The organism is Bradyrhizobium sp. Ash2021, assembly GCF_031202265.1.
In the GTDB taxonomy this organism is placed as follows: domain Bacteria; phylum Pseudomonadota; class Alphaproteobacteria; order Rhizobiales; family Xanthobacteraceae; genus Bradyrhizobium.
The window spans coordinates 1,420,615-1,443,612 of record NZ_CP100604.1; the positions used below are offsets into that span (position 1 = coordinate 1,420,615).

The following is a 22,998-nucleotide window of genomic DNA, read 5'->3' on the forward strand; positions in this document are numbered from 1 at the left end:
CACGAAGGGTGCACTACAAGTTAACTCTTTGAGCCGCCGGAAGAGCGGCTCGAGCCACCGAAGAAAAAATTTAGGGAGGATGAGATGAAGATTACCGCGTGCGCGCTGGCTCTCGCATTGTTTCCGACGCTCGCTAACGCGCAGACGGTGCCTACCTTCAAGGCTGGTGTGCTGAACGATCAATCCGGCGTGTATGCCGACATCGATGGTCCTGGTTCGGTTCTCGCTGCGAAGATGGCGGTAGAAGATTTCAACCCTGAAAGGCGCGGTTTTAAGGTCGAGGTGCTCGCAGCGGATCATCAAAACAAAGCGGACGTCGGCGTCAACATCACGCGGAAATGGTTCGATGTCGACAAGGTTGATGCTGTCGTCGACGTTCCCACCTCCTCGGTCGCCTTGGCCATATCTCAGCTTGTCAAGGACAAGGACAAGACGTTCTTGATCGATGCTGCGGGTTCTTCTGACCTCACTGGAAAAGCCTGTACGCCGAACAACGTTCACTGGACTTATGACACCTGGGCCCTCGCTAATGGGACCGCAAAAGCCGTCGTTGGGACGGGCGGCAAGACTTGGTATTTCCTGACCGCAGACTACGCCTTTGGGCACGCGCTCGCGCGCGATGCGTCGGACATCGTAAAGGCTCAGGGTGGCACCGTCGTCGGTCAGGTGTTTGCGCCGTTTCAAACGACGGACTTCTCCTCGTTCCTTCTCCAGGCACAAAGCAGCAAAGCCCAAATCATCGCCCTCGCAAACTCCGGCGGCGACACCGTGACATCGGTAAAGCAAGCACAAGAGTTTGGATTGACCGCCGGAGGCCAAAAGCTGGCGGGCCTTCTGGTGTTCCTCTCGGACGTCAAGTCGATGGGCTTGCAAACTGCTCAGGGGCTGCTTCTTACCGAGGCCTTTTATTGGGATCTCAACGATAAGACCCGGGCGTGGTCCAAGCGCTTCGCGGCCCGAAACGAGGGACGCTTTCCGACCATGAATCAAGCGGGCGTCTACGCATCCATGTTGCATTGGATGAAGGCCATCGACGCGATGGACAAGGATAAGGCGCGCTCGGGAACGGCTGTGGTTGAGAAGATGAAGTACATGCCGACGGAAGACGATCTCTTCGGCAGAGGATCGATCAGGCAGGATGGCCGCACGATCCATGACATGTATCTGTTCGAAGTGAAAAAGCCGAGCGAGTCCAAGATGGACTACGACTTTTACAAACTCGTTGCCACGATCCCGGGAGACGAAGCCTTTCGTCCAATGGATCAAGGCGGCTGTCCCCTAGTAAAATAGCGGGGCCCGGTGGTCCGAATTGGTTCGAAGGGCGTTTCGTTCGCTATGCTGCTGGTGGCAGAGACAGCAGCTATGTCGACCTGGTTTGCGACGAGCGCGTCCATCAACGTCATTAAAGCTTCGTGGCACCTTTCGTTGTTTCACGAAGCAATGCTCACCAACGCCGTCCAAGCCGGCTTCGTCGTTGGAACACTCTTCAGCGCTGCCCTTGCACTTCCGGACCGCGTGGATTTGCGGAAGTTGTTTGCCGGGTCGGCTCTGATCGCTGCCGTGGCGACATTATCGATCGTTTTCTTCGAGCCAACCTCGCTCTTCGTGCTCGCCCTACGCTTTATCACGGGCGCCTGCATGGCTGGGGTCTACCCTGTGGGCATGGCCATCGCAGCCACCTGGGCTACCGGTGACCTAGGTTTGCTCATCGGGCTCTTGGTTGGCGGACTTACCTTAGGCTCCGCCGCCCCTCACATTGTGGCGGCCACGGATTGGACGGTCCCATGCGTGGCGGCCGGTTGTGGTGCATTGATTGCCGCTGTCGCAATTTGCTTCGTCGGACTTGGCCCCAACGTCTGGGCCGCGCCGAAATTCAAAGTCTCCCATATCTTGCAGGGGTGGAACAACCGTGCGGTCCGCGCGGCGAATTTAGGATATTTCGGCCACATGTGGGAGCTCTACGCAATGTGGTCGTGGATTGGTACGTTTGTCCTTGCGAGCTTTGCGGCCGCACAACAGACGCCTCCAGTCAGCGCAAATATTGTGACGTTCGCAATAGTCGGATCGGGAGCCGTGGGAGCACTGCTGGGTGGTTGGTCGGCAGACCGATGGGGAAGAACGGCCGTAACCAGCCTATCCATGACGGTAAGCGGTTGCTGCGCGATCTTGATCGGTTTCACGTTTGGCGCTCCGCCCGCTTTCACCATCTTGGTCGGCGTCATATGGGGCGTCGCCGTGATTGCAGACTCTGCTCAATTTTCCGCGGCGGTCGCCGAGCTATGCGACGCGCCTTTGCGTGGCACGATGCTCACTCTCCAAACGAGCCTCGGTTTCCTGATCACTCTTGTAAGCATCCAGGCGATGCCGTTTGTCGTCAGAATTGTCGGATGGCATCTCGCATTTTCTATACTTGCGATTGGGCCGTTTCTCGGCACAATTGCGATGTTGCAGCTTCGCCGCATGCCAGAATCAAAAAAGCTTGCCCAAGGACGCCAATGAAGAGAGATAATCAATGAACCTAACGTACGTCCAATATCAACGCGTCGACTCGACGGCGCAGATCGTTCTCACGCGTCCTGAAAGAACGAACGCGCTCAATGGCCAAATGCTTTCGGAGATCATGTTGGCAATGGACGCGGCGGAGGCGGATGCCGAGGTGCGCGCGATCGTGGTGAGCGGCAGTGGGACCTCGTTCTCTTCCGGCTTCGACCTCAAGGAACAGATGGAGAAGCAGCCGATCGGCGTCACGCAATGGCGGCCCCTGCTTCAAAAGGATTTTGACGTCGTCATGCGCTTCTGGCGAAGTCCCAAGCCGACTATTGCGAGCGTGAGGGGGGCATGTCTTGCCGGCGCGTTCGAGCTGATGATGGCCTGCGACATCACGATCGCCAGCGACACAGCGTTCTTCGGAGAACCGGAGTTGAAGTTTGGCGCGGGGATCGTCGTGATGCTCTTGCCGTGGTTGGTCGGTCCTAAAGTGGCAAAAGAAATCATTCTCACTGGAGAGGATAGAATCTCTTGCGATCGTGCATACCAGCTTGGTTTGGTGAACCGTATTGTTCCGGACGCGAAGCTCGAAGAAACCGCGGCCCGGGTCGCGCGGCATATTGCGGCCATAGATCCCGACCTCGTTAAGCAGACGAAGCGTGCGCTCAACAAGTCCTTCGAAATGCGTGGGCTGACGGAAGCGCTTGACACGGCGCTTGATATTGATCTTCAGATCGAGGGGGGCGGCTCTCCTGACAAGATCCAGTTCATGGAGATTGCCCGTTCGCAGGGGCTGAAGGCGGCCCTGATTTGGCGTGACAGCCGTTTTCCGAGCCGCAGCCAATGACAGTCCGCTTGAACGATTGGATCCTGCGTCAATCAGGCAACGACATCGGTCTAGAAGGCGCCGACTTAGGGTTCACTCACGCCGAACTCGCTCGCGAATCGGCACTGCTCGCTAGCAAACTTCAAGACGCTGAGGTTGCCAACGCTGAGCCGATCATCCTTCAAATTAGCAACGGGCCGTGGGACGTTATCGGCTTCCTGGGCATATGGGCTGTCGGCGCGGTCGTGGTTCCATTGCACGTCGGGGCTGCAGCATCAACCCGCGAGATGGTCGTGCGTCGAACGGGAGCGCGTTTTTCAGTGGCTGCAGGTTCTGTGGGGGCAATTGCAGAAGGCGCCCCGGCAACTAGGCCGTTGCTCAACGACGCGGCCCTGATCGTTTTCACGTCAGGTAGCACAGGCGTGCCGAAGGGAGTGGTGATTGGGCACGGCGGCTTTATAGCGAAGCTCGAGATGCTCTCCAAGCTTCTGCCGCTTGCAAGATCCGATGTCGTGCTCTGCCCTTTGCAGCTCACGTTCATCTTCGGAATGTGGGTCACCTTCTTGGGTCTTGCGAACGGTGCTCGTGTCGTCTTGTTGCCAAAATTCTCCATGGACACTGTCGGCGGGTTGCTTCGCGACTGCACGACGCTTGCAGCCGTCCCGACGATGCTCAAGTTGATCGTGGCGGCGCCCAGGCCGGCCCCTTCCAAATTGCGTAGGATCCTCACCGGGGGCGAGTCACTCGGGTTGACGCTTCCGAGCAAGCTCAAGAAGTATTTTCCCGAGGCGGAGTACTTCGATCTGTTTGGTTTGACCGAGACCGGATCTTGCGACTTCTGTCTAGCGCCTTCCGACCAATCCGTCGGTCTCGGTACCATCGGTCGTCCAGTCCCCGGCGTGCAGTTCAAGCTGGTTCCAACTGAGTTATCTCGGTCTGAGAGAGAGGGAGAGCTTCAGATCAAGACTCCGTCTCGAATGCTCGGTTACCTCGACGATCCGACGTTGACGGATACCTCATTCGACAATGGGTTCTTCAAGACAGGCGACCTGGCGAGACTACGGGATGATGGGCTTGTAGAACTTGTTGGTCGATCTAAAGAGATCATTTCGAGAGGCGGAAACAAGATCGCTCCGCTTGAAATCGATAATCTTTTCGGTGAGCACCCCGCGGTGGCCGCTGCGCTGTGCTTTAGTGTCCCACACGCCAATCTGGGCGAGGCGCTGCACATGATGGTTGTTCTGCGCTCGGCAACAAACATTACTGACAAAGAGTTGCGCGCTTGGGCCGCGACGAAGATCGAAAAATTCAAGATCCCCGATCAAATCCATATCGTCGAGGCGTTACCGCTTGGACGTACGGGCAAGGCCGATCGACGAGCGGCGGCGAGCTGGGTCCTATCGAGATCAGACTAGCAACTCAGCCAGGAAAGGCCTCTTCCAGGTAGTTCGCGGGGCGGCGGCACTCAACCGACGCTCCGCCTATCCCATGAGTTTGCCACGGACTGAATTGGGCAACCTTAACCAGCCTGATGATAGGTGACTCAACCCTGCGCGCCTCCCTTGATCGGCATCACCTTCTTGGGATCGAGCCAGTGGTCGATCCGATCAGCCCAATGCTGCATCAGCTTCGTGCGCGAGCCGATCAGCGCGAGCGGTCCGTGCTTCTTGTAGAGACCTTCCACAGTAGAGTTGTCGAGATGCAGCTCGACGACATCGCCATCCCACGCCTTGGCGTCCTTGATCTCTTCGTGGTGAGACAGGGTCGAGAAGGTAGTCCGGAATCCGTGGGCGCAATGATCAGTCTTGGTGTCAATGCCAAGCAGCCGCAAGCGCTTGTTGAGCGTGTTGTTTGATAGCGGCGCGTCCTTCGGGCAGGAAAATGCGTACCGGCGATGGCCGGTCAGCTTTTGAACGCTACGCAGGATTGCAAGTGCCTGCCGTGACAAAGGCACGACATGGTCCCAGCCGGTCTTCATCTTTACGGCTGGAATAGTCCAGCGTTTGGCATCCCAATCGACCTCGCTCCACTCCATTTCATTGACCATGCCGGGGCGGGGAATGGTCAGCGCATCGAAGCGCAAGGCAAGGCCAACAACGTCACTAAACCTCGCTCTCGTCCACGGTGCGCTGATGAGCTTGAAGACGCGCGTCACGTCGCGTGGTTCAGTGACGCCGGGACGCGGCGTCGAAATATTGGCAATCATCTGCCCATTCAGGTTGCGGAATGGATTGTAGCCGTCGCCTTCGACATCGGCATCGTCGCAGATTTGCTCACCGATGCTGCGCACGCGGTCGCGGGTTTCCAGCTTTCCCTCGGCTTCGTATGAACGCATGAAAGCGAGCACGTCCGGACGCTTGATGTCCTGCCTGCATAGCTTGCCGAAGCGATCCTTGACGTAGCCGACGCGCAGCTCAAGCACCTCGATGGTCTTGGGGTCGCGCACCGCACCGATCCTGCCGCGTTTGACTTTCTCCACCTTCTTCTTCGCGAGCCACTCGTCGGCCCATTGCTCGAAAGGACGGGCGGCCGCCTGCCTGTGCTTGTCGAGCTGCTTCTCGGTGCTCGGGTCTTTGCCTTCCTTGAGCAGGTCTTTGGCTTTGTCGCGCTCGCGCCGCGCGTCGGCGAGCGAGAACGTGCCATCCTTGCCGTTGCCGTATGGGCCGATGGAGTAGGTTTTCTGACGGATGTGGAAGCGGTAGCCCATCCGCTAGAGCTTGGAGGCAGCCGTTGCCGGGCCTGCTCACGTCCGGCGTGACGAAGAGATAGAGACCGCTCCCGGTCATGTCGGAAATCTTGGCGGGGCTCCACGCGCCCTTGTCGAATTTCGGTCGGGCGGCGCGGCAGTCGACGTCGGTCCTGATCTGCTTGGGGTTAGCGCACGCGCCATCGTTCTTGCGGGCCATCTGCTCAAATCCCTTCGTTCGGAATAGCGAAAGTCGCCGTGAACGTTTGTTCTCCCGATACCAACAAAAATACCAACAAATCGGTCGGCTGGGATCGGATGAGAGCAAACGGTGACGAACACCGATGTACGCGGAAGTGCCTATTTTTCAAGGTTTCCGAGCACTGCGCGGACGGTTGCGGACGCTTTGGAACGGGCTTGAACAGCCTAGTTGGTGCCCCTGGCCGGAATCGAACCAGCACTCCTTGCGGAACTCGATTTTGAGTCGAGCGCGTCTACCAGTTCCGCCACAGGGGCCTTCGGAGGCTTGCCTTGGGGGCCGGCATCGCGAAGCGGGCGGAATATAGCGGGCGGCTTGCCCGGGTCAACCCGCGCGGAAGTGATTGTCCCGTGCCTCGACAGGTTCATGCCCAGGGGATACGACGCGCCTTTACAGGCAGGAGATTGACCGTGACACGCGCCACCGCACACCCGCCGCACGCCGGCAAGTCAGCCAATCCCGCGCTGACCGCGGCGCTGGCCGTGGCGATCATTGCGGCGGTGACGCTGGCGGGCGCCTGGTTCTTCCAGCTGGTGCTGGATATCCGCCCCTGTCCGCTCTGCCTCGAACAGCGCTACGCCTATTATCTCGCGGTGCCGCTGGGTGCGCTGGTCGCGTTCGCGGCCATGAAGGGCGCCCCGCGTCCGGTGCTGCTGGCGGGGCTCGCCATTCTCGCGCTAGCTGCCCTCGGTAACGCCTGGCTTGGCACCTACCATGCCGGCGTCGAATGGGGGCTTTGGCAGGGGCCGACCGATTGCACCGGCCCGGTCGGCAATCTCGGCAGCGCCGGCAATCTGCTGGAGCGGCTCGACAGCGTCAAAGTGATCCGCTGCGACGAGGTGCAATGGCGCTTCCTCGGCCTGTCGCTGGCCGGCTACAATGTGCTGATCTCGCTATTGATGGCCGTGATCGCGGCGTGGGGCCTGGTCAGGACATCCAGACGTTGATCCCTCATGGTGAGGAGGCGCTTGCGCCGTCTCGAACCATGAGGCCCCGATGCGGCCATCCTTCGAGACGCGCGCTTTGCGCGCTCCTCAGGTTGAGGTTCAGAGCTTAATCGTCGACGTCATCCTGCGGCCGTCCGAACAGATGGATGATGCCGGGCGTGGTGATGGTGACGAACACGAAGCGCGACAGATGATGCGCGCCGACGAAAATCGGGTCGATGTGCAGCGTCAGCGCCAGCGCCAGCATGGCGTCCATCGCACCCGGCGCGAACGCCACGATGACGTCGGCGAAGCGCACATGGGTGGTGAGTGCAATCACCGCGACGAAGATCGCCGAGATGATGATGGCGATGACGAAGGAGCCGAGCGCCGCATTGACGTGGCTGAGCAAGGTCGAAGCCTTCATCCGCGCAAAGCGTGAGCCGATCAGGGCGCCGATGCCGACCAGCGCCACGCTGCGCACCCATGGCGGCAGGCCGCCCTCGATCAGGGCGGTGCCGTGCAGCACGCTCGAGGCGATCATCGCGCCGAACATCCAGCTCGCGGGAAATTTCGCCAACCGCAGCAACAGGGCCACCGCCACCGAGGCCACGATCAGCGTGGCCAGTTCGAGCGGCGAGGCAATCGCCGCGATCACGGCCGGCGGCGACGACGGCGCCACGCCGGTCAGCGACAACAGCAGCGGCAGTGCTGCGGTCAGGATGATCACGCGCATGGTCTGCACCACGGCAATCGCCGGCACGTCCGCGCCCCGCTCGGCAGCAAGAATGGTGATTTGCGACAGCGCGCCGGGGCTCCCGGCCAGGAATGCCGAGGTCTGGTCCCAGCCGTGCACGCGCTGCAGATAGAGGCTGCTGCCGAAGGTCGAGCAGAAGGTCGCGAGCGCGAGCAGCCCAATGGTCAGGGGGTAGGAGCCCATATGCTGGATCAACTGCCGCGACACCAGCGAGCCCAGGGATATGCCGAGCAGCAACAACACCGACTGGGTCAGGAGTGGCGGCACCCCGAGCGGCCGCCCGGCCAGTGCGGCGATGCCGACCGCGATCATGGCGCCGGAAATCAGCCCGCCCGGAAGGTGTGCCCACAAAAACAGCAGGCCGCCGGCGCTGCCGATGGCGAGCGTCTCGAGCGTGTTGAGAATCCTGGCGCGGCTGGGAACGGCAAGCGCGATCGTTGCGGGGATCAGGGTCACGCCGCCTTATGGCAAATCCGCGCTGGGGCGACAAATGCACCAGGCGATTGCTGCAATGCGTGCCTTTGCCTCCCCGTCAAAAGGGAGGCCGGTTTACGCTTCAGCGCAAACCGGCCGGGGACAAAACCGTGGTTCAAATCATTTGGCCTTGTCGGTCGCGCCCTTCTTGCATTCGGAACGGAATTTCTTGCGCTCCTTGCCGTGCAACCCCTTGGCGTCGGCTTCCTTCGAGCATTCGAGGGAGGCTGCGGTCCGCGGCTTCTCGGCCTTCTTTTCGGCCGGCGCCTTGGTCTCGGTCTTGGTGGCGTCCTTGGCTGGCGCCGCCGTCTGCGCGTATGCGGAGCCCGTCAACAGCAGCGAAGCAAGAGCGGCCGCAGTCGCAAGGGAGGAAATCTTCGTCATGGGACACCTCAAATGGAATGGAACGGGACAACCGTCGCGCGGTGATGATGAACCGCGGGTGAATGAAGCGGACGATCTGGCATTTTCGTCGCTACAATATTTTGGGCGAACCATTGGCCCCGCGCGTTGTCGCGAGTTCCGGTTGCGCTAGGATGGGCGCCTCCGGATCGTCGATACCCCCCAGGAAGTGAAGAGGGAGACCAAGGATGAACATTCAAGCCAAATTATTGTGTGCGATTGCGGTATCGGGCTTCGCCGCGTTCGCGGCAACAGCTCCGGCGCAGGCGCTGACCACGCAGGAATGCAGCGCGAAATATCAGGCCGCCAAGGCCGCCGGCACGCTGAACGGCCAGAAGTGGAATGACTTCCGCAAGGCCAATTGCGGCGCCGATGCCACCGCCGCGCCGGCGGCGGCCGCGGCTCCGGCTGCCGCTCCAGCGCCAGCCGCGCCAAAAGAGGCCAAGAAGGAAGCCGCGCCTGCGGCAGCACCGGCGGCGCCGTCCGGGCCCGCGGTATTTCCGTCCGCCGTGGATGCGAAATATTCCAAGGAGAGCGCAGGCAAGGCCCGAATGCACACTTGCGTCGACCAGTACAACGCCAACAAGGCGACCGGCGGCAATGGTGGCCTGAAGTGGATCCAGAAGGGCGGCGGCTATTACAGCGAATGTACCAAGAAGCTGAAGGGCTGAGGCTCTTCACCGACAAGCGCGGCCGGCTTTCAGCCGGTCGCGCGTTCTTCCTCGACCAGTTTCTCGGCTGACTTCGCGACCAGTTGCGCGCGCTTGCGCGGTCCGCGTTCGAGAAACAGCAGGCTCTGGCCGAAGATGAAGCAGTAGAACAGGAACGCCTGCGCATCGGCTTCGTCAGGCGCGAGACCCGTCGCGCGATAGAGATGTCCGACATTCCTCAAGCGCGCCGCGTCGACGCTGGCCACGGCTGCGGCGGCGGCCTGGTCGGACCGGGCCCATTGCCGGATCGCCAGTTCGATTGCCATGCCCTCGGTATTCATCCGCTCCGAATAAAGCGCGATCAGCGCCTTCAGCCGTTCGCGGGCGGTAGCGCCATCGAGGCTGGTCTGCTTTTCGATTGCGGCGATGCGCCCCGCGCTCCAGCCCTGCAGCATGCCCTCGAGCAGCGCGGCGCGATCCCGGAAGCGCCGGTAGAAGCCGCCCTTGGTGACGCCGAGATTCTTGGCCAGCACCTCCACCCGCACGCCTTCGACGCCAGAGCGCGCGATCTCCCTGAAACCGGCCTCGATCCAGGCGTCGCCCTTGCCGTCGGTCATATCGGCCCCTTCTGATACGGTACCGTATTGCTAACCCATGACTCCCGTGATACGCTACCGTATCAGCAGTCGAAAGCGGGAGCGATCGATGGAAAACGAGGCGACCTATCGCGGCACGGTCTATCCGTGGCAATGCGATCATGTCGGCCACATGAATATCATGTGGTATGTCGGCAAATTCGACGAAGCCAACTGGAATCTGTTCGCCCGGCTCGGGCTGACGCCGACTTATTTGCGCGAATCCGGCCGCGGCATGGCCGCCGTGCAGCAGAACATCGCCTACAAGCGCGAATTACTGGCCGGCGATATCGTCGAGGTCAAAAGCCGGCTTTTGGAGATCCGCGACAGGTCGATCCGCTTGCTGCACGAAATGCGCAACGCCGAAACCGGCGAGATTGCCGCTACCTGCGAGATAACAGGCGTGCACATGGACCGGCAGGCGCGCAAATCGGCGTCGTTTGAGGTCAAAATCCGCGACGCCGCGGCGAAACATCTCGCTCCATCAGCGCCGGCGATGGCGTGAACGCAGATGTCGCGCTTCGTCCCCAAGAACCCGGATTTTCGCCGGGTCGCGACCGACACGTTCGAGCGGCAGCCGGCGATGCGCACGCTCGGCATTTCGCTGGCGCGGCTGGAGCCCGGCGAGGTCGACCTGTCGATGGCCTATTCGGCCAATTTCACCCAGCAGAACGGTTTCGTTCATGCCGGCGTGATCACGGCGGGGCTCGACAACGCCTGCGGCATCGCCGCTTTCACATTGATGCCGGCCGGTTCCGACATCCTGACCGTCGAGTTCAAGACCAATTTGCTGGCGCCGGCGAAGGGTGAGCGTTTTGCGTTCCGCGCTCATGTCGTCAAACCCGGCCGCACGCTGACGGTGTGGGAAGGCCGGGCTTATGCCGAACATGACGGCGTCGAAACGCTGATCGCGACCATGACCGGCACCTTGATGGCGTTGCCGCGCCGCAAACCTGCAACGCAGCACGACAACCCTCACGCGCGGGCCTGACGGGCACATTGACAAGCGTCCGCGGCGGCCACCTGATAGGGCCCTCTCGGCGCGGATGGTCGCATGATCGCAAGCCTTAGCCTGATCCTGCTTTGCCAATTGATCGGCGAAGTTTTCGTGCGCGGCCTCGGCCTGCCGATGCCGGGCCCGGTGGTCGGGCTGGTGCTTCTGCTGCTGTTGCTGCTGGCGCGGGACCGCTTCGTCGTGCTCGCGCGCGGGCCGCTGCAAGGCGATGGCGTGGAAAGCGCCAGCCGCGGCCTGCTGGCGCATCTGTCGCTGTTGTTCGTCCCCGCAGGCGTCGGCGTCGTGCAAAAGCTCGATCTGCTCGCCGAGCACGGCATCGCCATCCTGGCAATCCTGGCCGTCTCCGTGGTCATCACCTTGCTGGTGACGGTCGCGACGTTTCTGGTGGCGAACCGCTTCCTCGCGCGCGGACAGGACAGGCCATGAGCGACAATCCGTTTTCACTGTGGGTCTACCTGTCGCAGTCGCCGCTGCTCTGGCTGACGGTGACGCTGCTGACCTATGCGATCGCGGATGCGGTGTCGCTTTGGACGCACCGCCATCCGCTGGCCAATCCGGTGCTGCATTCGATGTGGATCATCGGCGCCTTCCTGCTGCTCACCAAGACGTCCTACACGACCTATTTCGGCGGCGCGCAGTTCGTGCATTTCCTGCTCGGACCCGCGACGGTGGCGCTGGCCGTGCCGCTCTACGAAAACCGAAACGTGGTGGCGGCGGCAATCCTGCCGATGCTGGTGGCGCTCGTGGTCGGCTCCATCACCGCGATCGTTTCGGTGGTGCTGCTAGCCGAGGCCGCAGGCCTGCCGCGCGCGATCATTCTCTCGCTGGCGCCGAAATCAGTCACCGCCGGCGTCGCCATGGGCATCAGCGAATCCCTGCACGCCGATCCGTCGCTGACGGCGGTCTCGGTGGTCCTCACCGGGATCATGGGTGCGATCATCGTCACGCCGCTGATGAACCGGACCGGAATTACCGATTTCCGCGCCCGCGGCTTTGCGGTCGGGATCGCGGCCCACGGCATCGGCACCGCGCGCGCCTTCCAGGTCGACGCGGTGGCGGGCGTGTTCGCCGGCATCGCCATGAGCCTGAACGCGCTGGTGACATCGCTATTGGTGCCGCTGGCGGCGACGCTTTTGGTGCGCTGATCCCTGTTGCAGTGCAGGTTTGTGCTGTAGCCATGGCAGTCCGCAGAAAATTCTTCTATAGCGGTCTCAAAGTGAGTCTTCCATTTTGATCATCTCCACAACGCAAAGCCTGCTTGGACTGGCATCGGGAATGCTGGTCGGATTTTCCCTTGGCCTGGTCGGGGGCGGCGGATCGATTCTGGCCGTGCCGCTGATGGTCTATGTGGTCGGCGTGCCCGAGCCGCATGTCGCGATCGGCACCAGTGCGATCGCGGTGGCCGCGAATGCCGCGGTCAATTTGTCCAACCATGCGCGCGGCGGCACTGTCGTCTGGTCCTGCGCGCTGGTGTTTGCGGCGGCGGGCATCATCGGCGCCTTCGGCGGATCGATCCTCGGCAAGATGGTCGATGGCCAGAAACTATTGGCGCTGTTTGCGCTGGTGATGCTCGTCATCGCGATGCTGATGCTGAAGACGCGTGCGCGGATCGGGCTGCCCGACGTCAAGATCAGCCTGTCCAACATGCCGGCCATCGCCGGCCTCGGGCTGGCGACCGGGACGATGTCCGGCTTCTTCGGCATCGGCGGCGGATTTCTGATCGTGCCGGCCCTGATGCTGGCGACGGGCATGCCGATCATGAACGCGGTCAGTTCCTCGCTGGTCGCCGTCACCACCTTCGGCATGACCACCGCCGCCAGCTATGCCTGGTCCGGCCTCGTCTCCTGGCCGCTGGCGGGCCTGTTCGTCGCCGGCGGCATCGTCGGCGGGGTGGCCGGCACGCGGTCGGCGCAGCACCTGGCGGAGCGCCGCGGCGCGCTCAATATCGTGTTTGCCGTGGTCATTATTGCGGTGGCGCTCTATATGCTGGCGCGTAACTTATCCCTATCTTGAACGTAGAGTGAACTATAGCGTTTTCGAGCGAAGTGGGTACCGGTTCGCGTGAAGAAAACGCGTCAGAACAATAGGCTAGAGCCTCGGTTCTGATTGGATCAGAACCGAGGCTCTAGGCCGCAACGGGACCAGTCGGAACAGCTATGAATGATTTGATGAGATCGGAGCGGACCCGGCGTGACGCGCTTGGCTTGCTCGGCGCGGGCTTTGCGGCGCTCGGCACCGGCATCGCGCCGCGTTCGGCGCGCGCGGAAGACGACGAGGAGAAGGTGCTGACGGAAGCGCTGGTGCTGCGCGATCCCGAAATCCCGGTGGCCGGCAATGTCGATGGCGACATCACCATCGTCGAGTGGTTCGACTACAATTGTCCGTATTGCCGCAAGCTCGAGCCCGAGCTTCGCCAGGTCGTGCAGGACGACGGCAAGGTCCGCCTGGTGCTGAAGGATTGGCCGATCCTGGGCCCGGTCTCCAAGGTCGCCGCGCGGATGGCGCTGGCCGCCAAATATCAGGACAAGTTCCTGAAAGCCCACGAGGCGATGATCGGCGTCAATTCGAAGCTGACCGAGCCGCGCCTCGGCGAGCTGCTCGCGGCCGCCGGCATCGACATGGATCGCCTCAACCGCGATCTTACAGCCAATGTCAAGGCGATCGACACCATCCTGGCGCGCAACAACGATCAGGCCAAGGCGTTCGGCTTTAACGGGACGCCCTCCTTCATTGTCGGCAAATTCCGCGTGCCCGGCGTCCTGACCATGGCGGAATTCGAGATGGTCATTGCCGACGCGCGCAAGGCGAAGGCGAGCAATTAGAGCGTTTTCGAGCGAAAGCCTGCCCGGGACCTGATCCGGGGTGGATACCGGTTCGCATAGCAATCAAGTTTACGCAGATTGCGTAGACTTATCTGCGGTAGAAAACGCGTCAACACAAGAATCCAGAGCATGATCGCGATCATGCTTTAGCGTTTGCCAGGCAAAAAAGCGCCCTCGTCAGAAACGAGGGCGCCCTGATTGGTGCTGAATCGCCGCGCGATTACTTCGACGAGATTTTCACCCAGTCGTCATGGGCGCGCCCTTTCAGGGCCTGCCAATCGGCTGCCGCGACGTCCCAGTTAACGATGGTGCGATTGGCTTGCGCGACCTGGCCGTTGGCGACGCTTGAGGTCTGCATCGAGTCGTAGACGTAGACGCCGCCGACCAGCAGCAGCGCGCCCAAAATCATTCCGAAGAACGTTCGCATGGCAACCTCCAATGACCGCTGACAACGTGGGTAGGCGAGGATGGTTCCGCATGGTCCGGCGAATACGGCCCCAGCGTGGGCGCAATTGCGCTCATCGCGGGGCCGCGATGGCGCTCTCTGACGATCGCACCTTCGCGGGCACAGGCGGCGCGGGTGCTGCAGCCGGTATCGTCGTCGCTAGATTGAGCGCCTTCAATTCATCCGGCTTGAAGACGAATAATTTGTCGTGTGGCGTCTCCATCGCATGCACCCAGACCTGCAGATTGACGCCCATCTCGGCGAGATAGCGCAGGCAGCGCGCCGAGATGTCTTGCGTCACGCTCATCTCGTCGCGCGGCGGGCTATTGGCTGCAGAGGTGATCGCCGCCACCTGATGCACGCCGATCATGGCCCTGTCGCCGGCGCGACGCTCGATGCCGCCCGCGAGTACCAGCGGGCATGAGGAGGCGCAGTATTTTCCGGCCTCGACTTCGGTTGAAAGCTTCTTCTCGCGAATGAGCCGTCCCATCGCCATCGCATCGGCAATTGAACCCCCCGGCGAATTCAGCACCACGGTCTTGATGTAATCGCCGCGTTTGTCGATCTCGGTTGCGAAGGCTTTGGAAATTCCGGGCGTGATGGTGCCGGTCACCATCAACTTGCCGCCGCCCAGCAACTCGATCGTCATCGGGTTTGCCAGGATGCCTTCCGGCTTTGGCAGCGGCGTCAGTCGTTTGTCGCCATCCGGCAGGAGCGGCGCGAGGATCGACGGCAGGCTGGGAAGATTGAGGGAGGGCAGATTCTCCTGGATCTCGGTCGGCGCTGCCGCGAGGTCGGAATAAACGATCCATCCGTTCAGGCGGGCGAGGTCGGCCGCCAGCAAAACGATCGTGACGGTCACGACGCCGCGGAAAATCCAGCGCAGCACGGCTTCATCCGGATTGTCGGGCAGCCAAGTCTGAAAGCGTCGCGGAAGGGTCGGCATCGCCGTGCTATTTGGTGTACCGGGCCGACGACAGCGCAGTGACGTTCTCCTCGGCCGGCCCGGCAGAAGGTTCGGAATCGGGTTTCGCTACCCCTGGCTCGGAGCGCTGTGCCGCTCCGACCTCGCGGGCCATCTGCAAGGCCGCGACCAGTTCGCCCACCGTCATGTTGGACGGGCTGACCGCCGGCAATCCTTCGCGCCGGATCGCGGCGTAAACCACGCACAGGATCAGGACCAGCACCGCCGGCATCAGGTCGATCGAGATCGCGCCGGCCCAGCTCGGGACGAAATCGCCGGCATAACGCAACACCGCTTCGGCGGGCGACAAGGTCTGAAACCTGATCGGTTCGACCTTCGGCATTGCCAGGATCTTGTCCGCGGCACCTGAGAGCGACGCCGCCTGCGCGGCAATCGAGCTTTCTACCTTGCCGACAACCGCATTCTGGCGATCGGCAAGATCGGCCGTACGGCCGCCCGCGGCGGGCGCGATGAAGCTCGATGACAGCGACGTCGCGGCGCGCTTGACCGCCGGCGCAACCGAGGTCTGCTGCAGATTGGCGATCACGCCCATCAGCGTCAGGGACTCGGTTGCCAATGCATCGCTGCGCGCCGAAATCGGACCGCGGTCGGAAATCAACTCCCGCATCCTGGCAAGACTTTTACTTCCCTGCTCGTACAAGGCCGAGACACGTTTGTCCGAAGCCTGGACCTGCTGGCCGAGACTATCGAGTTGCCCGGACATTTGCGTGAGAAGCTGTACCACGGTGCCGGACCCGGCGGTGCCCGTCAGCGAACCGGCGCGTTCGGCGTCGGCGAGCTTCGCGAAGCGGGACGACGCCAGCTGGATATCCGGCAACAGTCCCTGTGCCGCGATGGCGTTGGTGTTCGCGGTGTCGAGATCACGGGTATAGTTCTGCACCGTAATGGCGAGATGCTGCTGGATCGCCGCCGCGCCGGCGAGCGCCGAGGCGTTCAGCCAGGACGACATCGCCACGATCATCAGCGATCCCAGCAGTAGACAGCCGATCATCAGGCCACGGCCGCTGCGAGAGACCACATGTGGCATGAAATGCATCAGGAACACCCAGAACGCATAGATGCCGACCGACACCGCGACCGAATAGATCACCGCGGCAAACAACACCATGCCCGGGCTGCCGTTCAACAGTTCGCGAACACCGAGAAAAGTATAGACGCCGGCCGCGAGCGCAAGGATCGCGGTCGTTAGTTTCAACGTGCCTTCGAGGCGCGCCACGCCTTTCGATAGCAGCACGGAAGCAGATGAGCGGGAAGGAAGGGGTTGTTGGACGAAGGCGTCGTTCGGGGGCATCATGAAAATTCCGTAAGGTTCGAGACCAACTGAACAGCGCCCCCGCTGCTCGCGACATGCTGCATGTCTGCAGCCAGATTCAGACGAGATTATGTAGGACGCCTGCAATGATGCGGGCATCACGATGCCTTGAAACAGCGATCGGCAGGGCATCACCAACGTGTGCGAGCAACATCGGCAGGGCTCCGCTCATGATCGCTGCCTCGCGCGGCACCGAACTCCCGCATTACGTAATCGATGAACACGCGGACACGCGGCGATAGTTGGCGATGGCGTGGATACAATAACGAGACCGGGGTCGGCGACGGCGGACAGTCCGGCAGTACGGCGACAAGCGTTCCCCGTTTCAGATCGTCTTCGACGTGATAACGCGGCACCTGAATCAACCCCAGCCCGAGGCGCGCGGCGGCGACCAGGCTCTCGGCGCCGTTGACCGAAACCATCGCCGGCAACCTCACCTCGCGCACGGCGCCATCGACGACGAACTCAAGTGGCAGCAGCGTCCCGGCCGCCGACGAATGGAAGCCGACCATGATGTGGCCGCCGAGCGCGTCGACGCTCGCAGGCTGACCGATGCGATCGATGTAGGCAGGTCCGGCGCAGGTGATCTCATCAAGCATGGCGACGCGGCGCGCGATCATGTCGCTGTCCTTGATATCGCCGACGCGCAGGACGCAATCGATTCCTTCGCGGATCAGATCGACCAGCCGATCGCCCTCGCTGATGTAGAGTTCGATGCCGGGATATTCGGCGAGGAATTCGGGCAGGCGCGGCATCACGAAATGACGCGCCAGCGTTCCGTGCACATCCACACGCAGCAGTCCCTTCGGCCTGGCACCGCCGAACGCACCTTCGGCATCCTCGAGATCGGCGATCAATGACAGGCAGCGCCGGTAGTAGGCCTCGCCATCCAGCGTCGGGCTCACCTGTCGGGTGGTCCGCTCGAGTAGTCGAACCCCGAGGCGGGCTTCCAGCCCCTTCACCGCGTCCGTTACCGTGGAGCGCGGCAGGCCGAGATCCTCGGCGGCCAGCGAAAAACTGCGTCGCTCCACCACCCGCGAGAAGACCCGCATCGCGTCGAACCGGTCCATCCTATTGTTCGTAATTCCCGAATTATGATGCCAGATAATGCATGATTATCCGGAACGAGGAAAGGTCTAGCTCTCTCCCATCGAACGCGGAGCAGCCGCGAGACCATGAGGAGACCAGAAATGGCAAACGAATCCAACAAGGTAGCAATCGTTACGGGCGCCTCGCGCGGGATCGGCGCGGCGGTGGCCGGGCGGCTCGCCAAAGACGGCTTTACCGTCGTCATCAACTATGCCGGCGACACCAAATCCGCCGAGGCGCTGGCGCGTAAGATCGAGAGTAACGGCGGCCGGGCGCTGACCGCCAAGGCCGATGTCAGCGATCCCAGCGCGGTGCGCGGCATGTTTGATGCGGCGGAAGCCGCCTTCGGCGGGGTCGACGTGCTGGTCAACAATGCCGGCATCATGAAGCTCGCAAAAATCGCCGACAGCGACGATGCGCTGTTCGACCAGCAGATCGCGATCAACCTCAAGGGCAGTTTCAACGCGATGCGCGAAGCCGCGATACGGCTGCGCGATGGTGGACGCATTATCAATTTCTCGACCAGCGTCGTCGGGGTGAAGCTCGAGACCTATGGCGTCTACGCCGCCACCAAGGCCGCGATCGAAACCATGACGGCGGTGCTGTCGAAGGAACTGCGGGGCCGTTCGATCACCGTCAACGCGGTGGCGCCTGGCCCGACGGCCACGGATCTGTTCCTCAACGGCAAATCGCCGGAGCTGATCGAGCGCATGGCGAAGATGAATCCGCTGGAGCGGCTCGGCACGCCCGAGGATATCGCAGCCAGCGTTTCGTTCCTCGCCGGCCCGGACGGCGGCTGGATCAACGGCCAGACGCTGCGCCCCAATGGCGGCATGGTCTGAAGCAAATCAAGCAATCGCACAAAAAGGAAAAATGTCATGAAACAGGTTATCGTCATCACCGGTGCGTCCAGCGGCTTTGGCCGGCTGACCGCCGACGCGCTCGCGAAAGCCGGCCACACGGTATACGCGTCAATGCGTGAGACCACCGGCCGCAACGCGGCTGTCGTCGCGGACGTCGAGAAATTTGCGCGCGACAACAAGGTAGATCTGCGCGCGCTTGAACTCGACGTCGGTTCGCAGGACTCGGCCGACGCGGCGATTGCGAAGATCGTCGCGCAACAGGGGCATCTTGACGTCGTGATGCACAACGCCGGCCATATGGTGTTCGGGCCGGCGGAAGCGTTCACGCCCGAACAACTGGCCGAACTTTACGACATCAATGTGCTGAGCACCCAGCGTGTCAATCGTGCGGCGTTGCCGCAACTGCGCAAGCAGGGCCGGGGATTGCTGGTCTGGGTGTCGAGCAGCAGCTCGGCCGGCGGCACGCCGCCCTATCTCGCGCCCTATTTTGCAGCCAAGGCCGGCATGGATGCGCTTGCCGTGGTCTATGCGCGCGAACTGTCGCGCTGGGGCATTGAAACCTCGATCATCGTGCCGGGTGCGTTCACCGGCGGCACCAATCATTTCGCGCATTCGGGTTCGCCCGCCGATCGGGCGCGCGCCGCGGAATATGAAGCCGGCCCCTATGCCGGCTTCGGCGAGCAGATCATGAAGGCGTTTTCGGCGATCGTGCCACCGGAGGCCGACGCCGCGTCGGTGGCCGATGCCATCGTCAAAATCGTCGATATGCCGTTCGGCCAGAGGCCGTTCCGCGTTCACATCGATCCGACGCAAGACGGCGCCGAGGTTGCCTTCGCCGTGATCGACCGGGTTCGCAACGAGATGCTGCACCGTGTCGGATTTTCCGACCTGCTCCACCCCAAAGCCAACGGGTGAAATCCTGAACCGGCGGCGCATCGTGCGCCGCTGGTTTGTTGACTATGCTCCGCGCAGCCAGTCCAGCATCGGCCCGTTCATCTCGCGCGGATAGGTGTGGCTGAGATCGTCGAGCTCGCGGTAGGTGACGTCGGCACCGGCGGCCGCGAGCGCTTGCTGCGTTTGCCGCGCCACCTGCACCGGGAACATCCAGTCGAGCCGGCCATGCACGATATGGATCGGGAGGCCGCGCAGCCGCTCGGCGTCGGCCATTTCCGCCATCAGCGGATGAAACGTCGCGGCGACCGGGGCGAGGTGGGTGAAGGGCGAGGCGCTCTCAAATCCGGTCACGTAGCAGAAGGTGCCGCCGTCGCTCATGCCGGTCAGCAGCATCTTTCTGGAATCGACGTTCCAGCGCGATCGCACGGAATCGAGAATGCGCGCGAGGTTCGGCGTATCGGTATCGTCGCCCATCAAGGCCCAGGTACTCTTATTCGAAGTATTTCCCGTCGCCGTGGGCGCAACCAGGATCGCGCCGCGGCTGCGCGCATCGCGCAGCCAGCTCCACAGAAAGCCGCGGCCGTTGCCGCTGCCGCCATGCAGCGCCATCACCAGCGGCCAGGCGCGATCCGGCGTGTAGTATTCCGGTACATAGAGCGAGAAGCCGCCGCGGCTGCCGGGCTCGTTGTGGTCATGCATGATGCCGGTGTTTTCGTTGCCGGGCTGGGCGAGCCGCGCCAACAGATCGGTGTCGTCGCGCAGCGAGGGGTCGACAAAGAACTCGCTGACCGGCGGCAATTTCACCGACAGCGGATAGAGCGCCTCCTGCGCGCGCGTGGCGTGGCGCAGCGCGCGAAACACCGCGACGATGTCGCCATTGCCGTTTTGCACCGCGCGCAGGCCCTGGTAGGCGGCCAGCGCTGCATCGCTGGCGGATTCGAGCGATGTTCGGATGCCGGCGAATTGCTCCGGCCATTCCGCCAGCCGCGGCCGAACCGCGCGCAACGCCTGGTCCGGCGCGCCGGCGGCGTGCATCACCCGGCCGAAATCCGGCGGGTTGAGATGGCGCGCAATGAAGCCAAGGGATTCCAGCGATTGCAACAGCGGCGGCAGCACGGCCACGATGTCGTCCACCACGGCCTCGCTCATCGAGGGCTCCCGTATTTCGTATCTAGTGCAGCCTTGTTTAGTGCAGTCTTGGTGACTTCAGCAGTTTGGCGCGATCGATCGAGGTCAGCGTCACGTCGAAGGTGACACCCTCATGATAGACCGTGAGCGGCACGTCGACGCCGGCCGGCCCCAGCGACCAGACTTTCCGGTAGAAGCCGGTCTGGCTGGTGACCTTGTCGCCGTTGACGGCAAGGATCACGTCGCCGGTCTTCAGTTCGGCCCGGCCCGCCGGTCCCTTCTCGGCGATGCCGACCACGACCACGCGGTGGTCGATCTCGGTCGAGTACATGCCGAGCCACGGCCGCGACGGCCGATTGACGCGGCCGAACTTGCGCAGATCGTCCAGCACGGGCTTGAGCAGGTCGATCGGCACGATCATGTTGACGTGTTCGGCCTTGCCCTCGCGCTCGCGTTCGAGCTGCAGCGAGCCGATCCCGATCAATTCGCCGCGGCTGTCGATCAGCCCGGCGCCGCCCCAATTGGGGTGCGCGGGATGGGTGAAGATCGCCTCATCGAGCAGGTACTCCCAGTAACCCGCGAATTCCTGTTTGGCCACGATCTGGCTTGCGACCGATCGCGTCCGCCCCCCGGCGCCGCCGACCACCACGCGGTCGCCGATTTTGGTGGCGGCGGAAGAACCAAGCGGCAGCGGATCGAGATCGAGGTGGCCGAGCGCCTGCACCAGGCCGAAGCCGCTTTCGAAGTCGAAGCCGAGCGCGTGGCCCGACACCACGCGGCCGTCGCCGAGATGCAGCCAGACGGTTTCGGCCTCGGTGATGAGATAGCCGATGGTCAGCACCAGGCCGTCATCGATCAGCACGCCATTGCCGGCGCGTTCGGTGCCGAGCGTCTCCGCGCTGAAGGCGTCGGGCGGAATGATCGAATGCAGTCCGACCACCGACGAAAGCGTGCGGTCGAGGTCGAAACTGTAATCGCCCGGGCGCGGCTGATTGGCCGGCGGTACCTTCCATTCGGTCAACGAAACCATCCCGAATCTCCATTCAACAAATCAGCCGGAACCAGAGTAAACAGCGGCTTTCGTCGAGAGGAAAGATCGAAAACGGTGGAACCGTCGCAAAGCCGGTTCACAGTCTATCGCGGCGGCTGCCGTTCAGGAAGTGTGGATCGTCTAAAGTGAATACCGCCGGGATCAGCCTCGGCCAGACGAGCTACTTTTCCTGCATCTTGAATCCCAGATAGGTCGAACTGGCGATTCCCATCAGCAGCAACAAATTGGTGTCGAAGTCGGCAAACACGAAATTCCCGACCACGTTCCAGACGAAGATAACCGCCAGAACGCAGGTCCAGATCACCATCTGGAGCCGCTGCAGTTTGGCGCCTTCAGCGTCGCAGATCAGATCTTCGATGAAACCCATCGAGGTTCTGGCGGGTGGGGCGCCTGCGGCCTGAGCACCTTGAGCGGCGAGTTTGGGCTGGTCGATCACGATCGCCGCCAGCCCGGTGGCGCCGTTGATGCCGAGCAGCACCAGCACCGCGGTGGTGATGACGTGCAGATAGAAGCCGAGCGTCAGCCAGAGGAATATGAAGCCGGCGACCGACAGCACCAGCCACAGCGCCATCTGGGTCCGGCCAAGGCTGTAGGTGCCGGTTGGACCATTTGGACCGAAATCGGGGGTATCGCGAAGAACGGTGGAGTTGGCAGCGAACACCACGAAGGCCACGAGCAGAATGAGCATCGCAAGGCCGCCAACCGCGAGAATCCTGGTCTTGTAGACGACCAACTCGATATTGCCCGGTGCCAGGGCGGTAGGCGCACTGCTTTGCGTAGTAGAGACGCCGACGCTCAACGCCATGACGCCGTCGATGGTCTTGCCGGCGAGCAAGCCGCGCCAGAATTTGCCTTCGTCGGATGACGCATCGGTGTGCTCGCCGAATTGATAGGTCAGCATTTGCGGGCCGGGAACCGGTGCTGCCTTGGCCGAGAGCTTGGTCACCTCCTCGTTCAGGAACAAATTGACGGCCACGGAAGCGGGAGGGGTCGCGCCGGGCTTTTGCGCCTCTGTGGCAGCCGCGGCGACGCCCGCGACGACGACGCACAACCGGCTGCCGAGGGTGACGGATTTCGGCGAAACGCCGACAATGCGAAGGTTGCCCGCATTATCCCTGTCTTTTTGGGTTTGGTCTGCCAGTTCCACCTTGAGGCTTTCGCGGCAGCCGATCGACGTCACCGGCGGGGGGATTTCCCTTGCCATCCACACGATGCAAGCGATCAGCAGGACCGAGCCTATGGCGGCTAATGTTTTTGCCCAGGTCATTGCGTTCATGGCGTCCCCCCAAATG

General features: G+C 62.3%; 25 protein-coding genes and 1 tRNA gene. 14 read left to right on the plus strand and 12 right to left on the minus strand.

The annotated features are described in order from the left end of the window. The first annotated feature begins 84 nt into the window (after nt 1-84). The 4 genes from NL528_RS06770 (at nt 85) to NL528_RS06785 (ending at nt 4,728) form a co-directional block, all read left to right on the plus strand. Nucleotides 85-1,290, plus strand: a complete 1,206-nt coding sequence (locus tag NL528_RS06770) for an ABC transporter substrate-binding protein (protein ID WP_309181919.1) — start codon at nt 85-87, stop codon at nt 1,288-1,290. 72 nt (nt 1,291-1,362) lie between these two features. Then, a complete protein-coding gene (locus NL528_RS06775; RefSeq protein ID WP_309181920.1) occupies nt 1,363-2,499 on the plus strand; it encodes an MFS transporter in 1,137 nt (378 codons plus the stop codon). A 13-nt stretch (nt 2,500-2,512) separates the two neighbouring features. Continuing rightward, nucleotides 2,513-3,334 carry an enoyl-CoA hydratase-related protein gene (locus NL528_RS06780; protein WP_309181921.1) on the plus strand — a complete coding sequence of 274 codons (822 nt, stop codon included), beginning with the start codon at nt 2,513-2,515 and terminating at the stop codon, nt 3,332-3,334. A gap of 8 nt (nt 3,335-3,342) precedes the next feature. Then, the gene (locus tag NL528_RS06785) at nt 3,343-4,728 is read left to right on the plus strand and encodes an AMP-binding protein (protein ID WP_309181922.1); all 1,386 of its coding nucleotides are present in this window, start codon (nt 3,343-3,345) and stop codon (nt 4,726-4,728) included. Nucleotides 4,729-4,856: 128 nt separating this feature from the next. Here NL528_RS06785 and NL528_RS06790 read toward each other — a convergent pair whose 3' ends face one another. Continuing rightward, entirely contained in the window at nt 4,857-6,020 is a 1,164-nt protein-coding gene (locus tag NL528_RS06790) for a tyrosine-type recombinase/integrase (RefSeq protein ID WP_309181923.1), read from the minus strand. Between the two features lie 410 nt (nt 6,021-6,430). Further along, nucleotides 6,431-6,515: transfer RNA gene (locus NL528_RS06795), tRNA-Leu, on the minus strand. Nucleotides 6,516-6,668: 153 nt separating this feature from the next. Between NL528_RS06795 and NL528_RS06800 the strand changes: the two genes are divergently transcribed. After that, nucleotides 6,669-7,205 carry a disulfide bond formation protein B gene (locus tag NL528_RS06800; protein WP_309181924.1) on the plus strand — a complete coding sequence of 179 codons (537 nt, stop codon included), beginning with the start codon at nt 6,669-6,671 and terminating at the stop codon, nt 7,203-7,205. A 106-nt stretch (nt 7,206-7,311) separates the two neighbouring features. Here NL528_RS06800 and NL528_RS06805 read toward each other — a convergent pair whose 3' ends face one another. Both NL528_RS06805 and NL528_RS06810 read right to left on the minus strand, forming a co-directional pair. Then, nucleotides 7,312-8,397 (minus strand): AbrB family transcriptional regulator, encoded by a 1,086-nt coding sequence (locus tag NL528_RS06805; protein ID WP_309181925.1) that lies wholly within the window; start codon nt 8,395-8,397, stop codon nt 7,312-7,314. Between the two features lie 138 nt (nt 8,398-8,535). Then, nucleotides 8,536-8,799, minus strand: a complete 264-nt coding sequence (locus NL528_RS06810; RefSeq protein WP_309181927.1) for a PsiF family protein — start codon at nt 8,797-8,799, stop codon at nt 8,536-8,538. 206 nt (nt 8,800-9,005) lie between these two features. Here NL528_RS06810 and NL528_RS06815 point away from each other — a divergent pair, with 206 nt between their 5' ends. Continuing rightward, the gene (locus tag NL528_RS06815) at nt 9,006-9,488 is read left to right on the plus strand and encodes a hypothetical protein (protein WP_309181928.1); all 483 of its coding nucleotides are present in this window, start codon (nt 9,006-9,008) and stop codon (nt 9,486-9,488) included. A gap of 29 nt (nt 9,489-9,517) precedes the next feature. Here NL528_RS06815 and NL528_RS06820 read toward each other — a convergent pair whose 3' ends face one another. Next, entirely contained in the window at nt 9,518-10,084 is a 567-nt protein-coding gene (locus NL528_RS06820) for a TetR/AcrR family transcriptional regulator (RefSeq protein ID WP_309181929.1), read from the minus strand. An 88-nt stretch (nt 10,085-10,172) separates the two neighbouring features. Here NL528_RS06820 and NL528_RS06825 point away from each other — a divergent pair, with 88 nt between their 5' ends. The 6 genes from NL528_RS06825 (at nt 10,173) to NL528_RS06850 (ending at nt 13,939) form a co-directional block, all read left to right on the plus strand. Further along, nucleotides 10,173-10,607, plus strand: coding sequence for an acyl-CoA thioesterase (locus NL528_RS06825; protein WP_309181930.1), 435 nt, complete (start codon nt 10,173-10,175; stop codon nt 10,605-10,607). A gap of 6 nt (nt 10,608-10,613) precedes the next feature. Next, nucleotides 10,614-11,093: a PaaI family thioesterase gene (locus NL528_RS06830; protein WP_309181931.1), complete on the plus strand. Its 480-nt coding sequence runs from the start codon at nt 10,614-10,616 to the stop codon at nt 11,091-11,093. 63 nt (nt 11,094-11,156) lie between these two features. Continuing rightward, complete coding sequence (locus NL528_RS06835) at nt 11,157-11,543, plus strand: CidA/LrgA family protein (protein WP_309181932.1); 387 nt, start codon at nt 11,157-11,159, stop codon at nt 11,541-11,543. Then, complete coding sequence (locus NL528_RS06840; protein WP_309181933.1) at nt 11,540-12,262, plus strand: LrgB family protein; 723 nt, start codon at nt 11,540-11,542, stop codon at nt 12,260-12,262. The genes NL528_RS06835 and NL528_RS06840 overlap by 4 nt, the downstream gene beginning before the upstream one ends. 88 nt (nt 12,263-12,350) lie before the next feature. Beyond that, nucleotides 12,351-13,130 (plus strand): sulfite exporter TauE/SafE family protein, encoded by a 780-nt coding sequence (locus tag NL528_RS06845; protein WP_309184819.1) that lies wholly within the window; start codon nt 12,351-12,353, stop codon nt 13,128-13,130. A gap of 155 nt (nt 13,131-13,285) precedes the next feature. Continuing rightward, nucleotides 13,286-13,939: a DsbA family protein gene (locus NL528_RS06850; RefSeq protein ID WP_309181935.1), complete on the plus strand. Its 654-nt coding sequence runs from the start codon at nt 13,286-13,288 to the stop codon at nt 13,937-13,939. Nucleotides 13,940-14,159: 220 nt separating this feature from the next. On the opposite strand, the gene NL528_RS06855 is transcribed toward NL528_RS06850, so the two are convergent. From NL528_RS06855 to NL528_RS06870, 4 genes are all read right to left on the minus strand, one after another. Next, nucleotides 14,160-14,366: a hypothetical protein gene (locus NL528_RS06855; protein WP_309181936.1), complete on the minus strand. Its 207-nt coding sequence runs from the start codon at nt 14,364-14,366 to the stop codon at nt 14,160-14,162. 91 nt (nt 14,367-14,457) lie between these two features. Further along, nucleotides 14,458-15,330 (minus strand): hypothetical protein, encoded by an 873-nt coding sequence (locus NL528_RS06860; protein ID WP_309181937.1) that lies wholly within the window; start codon nt 15,328-15,330, stop codon nt 14,458-14,460. Nucleotides 15,331-15,337: 7 nt separating this feature from the next. Next, complete coding sequence (locus NL528_RS06865; RefSeq protein ID WP_375144043.1) at nt 15,338-16,660, minus strand: hypothetical protein; 1,323 nt, start codon at nt 16,658-16,660, stop codon at nt 15,338-15,340. Between the two features lie 152 nt (nt 16,661-16,812). Then, nucleotides 16,813-17,751, minus strand: coding sequence for a LysR family transcriptional regulator (locus tag NL528_RS06870; RefSeq protein ID WP_309181939.1), 939 nt, complete (start codon nt 17,749-17,751; stop codon nt 16,813-16,815). Nucleotides 17,752-17,871: 120 nt separating this feature from the next. On the opposite strand from NL528_RS06870, the gene NL528_RS06875 reads away from it, so the two are divergent. Beyond that, nucleotides 17,872-18,612, plus strand: a complete 741-nt coding sequence (locus NL528_RS06875; RefSeq protein WP_309181940.1) for an SDR family oxidoreductase — start codon at nt 17,872-17,874, stop codon at nt 18,610-18,612. A gap of 36 nt (nt 18,613-18,648) precedes the next feature. Beyond that, a complete protein-coding gene (locus NL528_RS06880; RefSeq protein WP_309181941.1) occupies nt 18,649-19,548 on the plus strand; it encodes an SDR family oxidoreductase in 900 nt (299 codons plus the stop codon). 42 nt (nt 19,549-19,590) lie between these two features. Here the strand turns inward: NL528_RS06880 and NL528_RS06885 are convergent, their stop codons facing one another. The 3 genes from NL528_RS06885 to NL528_RS06895 all read right to left on the minus strand — a co-directional run bounded on the left by NL528_RS06885 (nt 19,591) and on the right by NL528_RS06895 (nt 22,982). Then, a complete protein-coding gene (locus NL528_RS06885; protein WP_309181942.1) occupies nt 19,591-20,676 on the minus strand; it encodes a dienelactone hydrolase family protein in 1,086 nt (361 codons plus the stop codon). A 37-nt stretch (nt 20,677-20,713) separates the two neighbouring features. Continuing rightward, a complete protein-coding gene (locus NL528_RS06890; protein WP_309181943.1) occupies nt 20,714-21,685 on the minus strand; it encodes a S1C family serine protease in 972 nt (323 codons plus the stop codon). Nucleotides 21,686-21,866: 181 nt separating this feature from the next. Beyond that, nucleotides 21,867-22,982 carry a hypothetical protein gene (locus tag NL528_RS06895; protein ID WP_309181944.1) on the minus strand — a complete coding sequence of 372 codons (1,116 nt, stop codon included), beginning with the start codon at nt 22,980-22,982 and terminating at the stop codon, nt 21,867-21,869. Nucleotides 22,983-22,998 lie beyond the last annotated feature (16 nt).

Coding starts and splice junctions, on each gene's coding strand:
- NL528_RS06890 (WP_309181943.1), bottom strand. CDS start 21,685: ATGGTTTCGTTGACCGAATGGAAGGTACCGCCGGCCAATCAGCCGCGC.
- NL528_RS06855 (WP_309181936.1), bottom strand. CDS start 14,366: ATGCGAACGTTCTTCGGAATGATTTTGGGCGCGCTGCTGCTGGTCGGC.
- NL528_RS06860 (WP_309181937.1), bottom strand. CDS start 15,330: ATGCCGACCCTTCCGCGACGCTTTCAGACTTGGCTGCCCGACAATCCG.
- NL528_RS06835 (WP_309181932.1), top strand. CDS start 11,157: ATGATCGCAAGCCTTAGCCTGATCCTGCTTTGCCAATTGATCGGCGAA.
- NL528_RS06780 (WP_309181921.1), top strand. CDS start 2,513: ATGAACCTAACGTACGTCCAATATCAACGCGTCGACTCGACGGCGCAG.
- NL528_RS06880 (WP_309181941.1), top strand. CDS start 18,649: ATGAAACAGGTTATCGTCATCACCGGTGCGTCCAGCGGCTTTGGCCGG.
- NL528_RS06870 (WP_309181939.1), bottom strand. CDS start 17,751: ATGGACCGGTTCGACGCGATGCGGGTCTTCTCGCGGGTGGTGGAGCGA.
- NL528_RS06790 (WP_309181923.1), bottom strand. CDS start 6,020: ATGGGCTACCGCTTCCACATCCGTCAGAAAACCTACTCCATCGGCCCA.
- NL528_RS06815 (WP_309181928.1), top strand. CDS start 9,006: ATGAACATTCAAGCCAAATTATTGTGTGCGATTGCGGTATCGGGCTTC.
- NL528_RS06895 (WP_309181944.1), bottom strand. CDS start 22,982: ATGAACGCAATGACCTGGGCAAAAACATTAGCCGCCATAGGCTCGGTC.
- NL528_RS06825 (WP_309181930.1), top strand. CDS start 10,173: ATGGAAAACGAGGCGACCTATCGCGGCACGGTCTATCCGTGGCAATGC.
- NL528_RS06770 (WP_309181919.1), top strand. CDS start 85: ATGAAGATTACCGCGTGCGCGCTGGCTCTCGCATTGTTTCCGACGCTC.
- NL528_RS06775 (WP_309181920.1), top strand. CDS start 1,363: ATGTCGACCTGGTTTGCGACGAGCGCGTCCATCAACGTCATTAAAGCT.
- NL528_RS06875 (WP_309181940.1), top strand. CDS start 17,872: ATGGCAAACGAATCCAACAAGGTAGCAATCGTTACGGGCGCCTCGCGC.
- NL528_RS06820 (WP_309181929.1), bottom strand. CDS start 10,084: ATGACCGACGGCAAGGGCGACGCCTGGATCGAGGCCGGTTTCAGGGAG.
- NL528_RS06810 (WP_309181927.1), bottom strand. CDS start 8,799: ATGACGAAGATTTCCTCCCTTGCGACTGCGGCCGCTCTTGCTTCGCTG.
- NL528_RS06885 (WP_309181942.1), bottom strand. CDS start 20,676: ATGAGCGAGGCCGTGGTGGACGACATCGTGGCCGTGCTGCCGCCGCTG.
- NL528_RS06840 (WP_309181933.1), top strand. CDS start 11,540: ATGAGCGACAATCCGTTTTCACTGTGGGTCTACCTGTCGCAGTCGCCG.
- NL528_RS06850 (WP_309181935.1), top strand. CDS start 13,286: ATGAGATCGGAGCGGACCCGGCGTGACGCGCTTGGCTTGCTCGGCGCG.
- NL528_RS06865 (WP_375144043.1), bottom strand. CDS start 16,660: ATGCCCCCGAACGACGCCTTCGTCCAACAACCCCTTCCTTCCCGCTCA.
- NL528_RS06830 (WP_309181931.1), top strand. CDS start 10,614: ATGTCGCGCTTCGTCCCCAAGAACCCGGATTTTCGCCGGGTCGCGACC.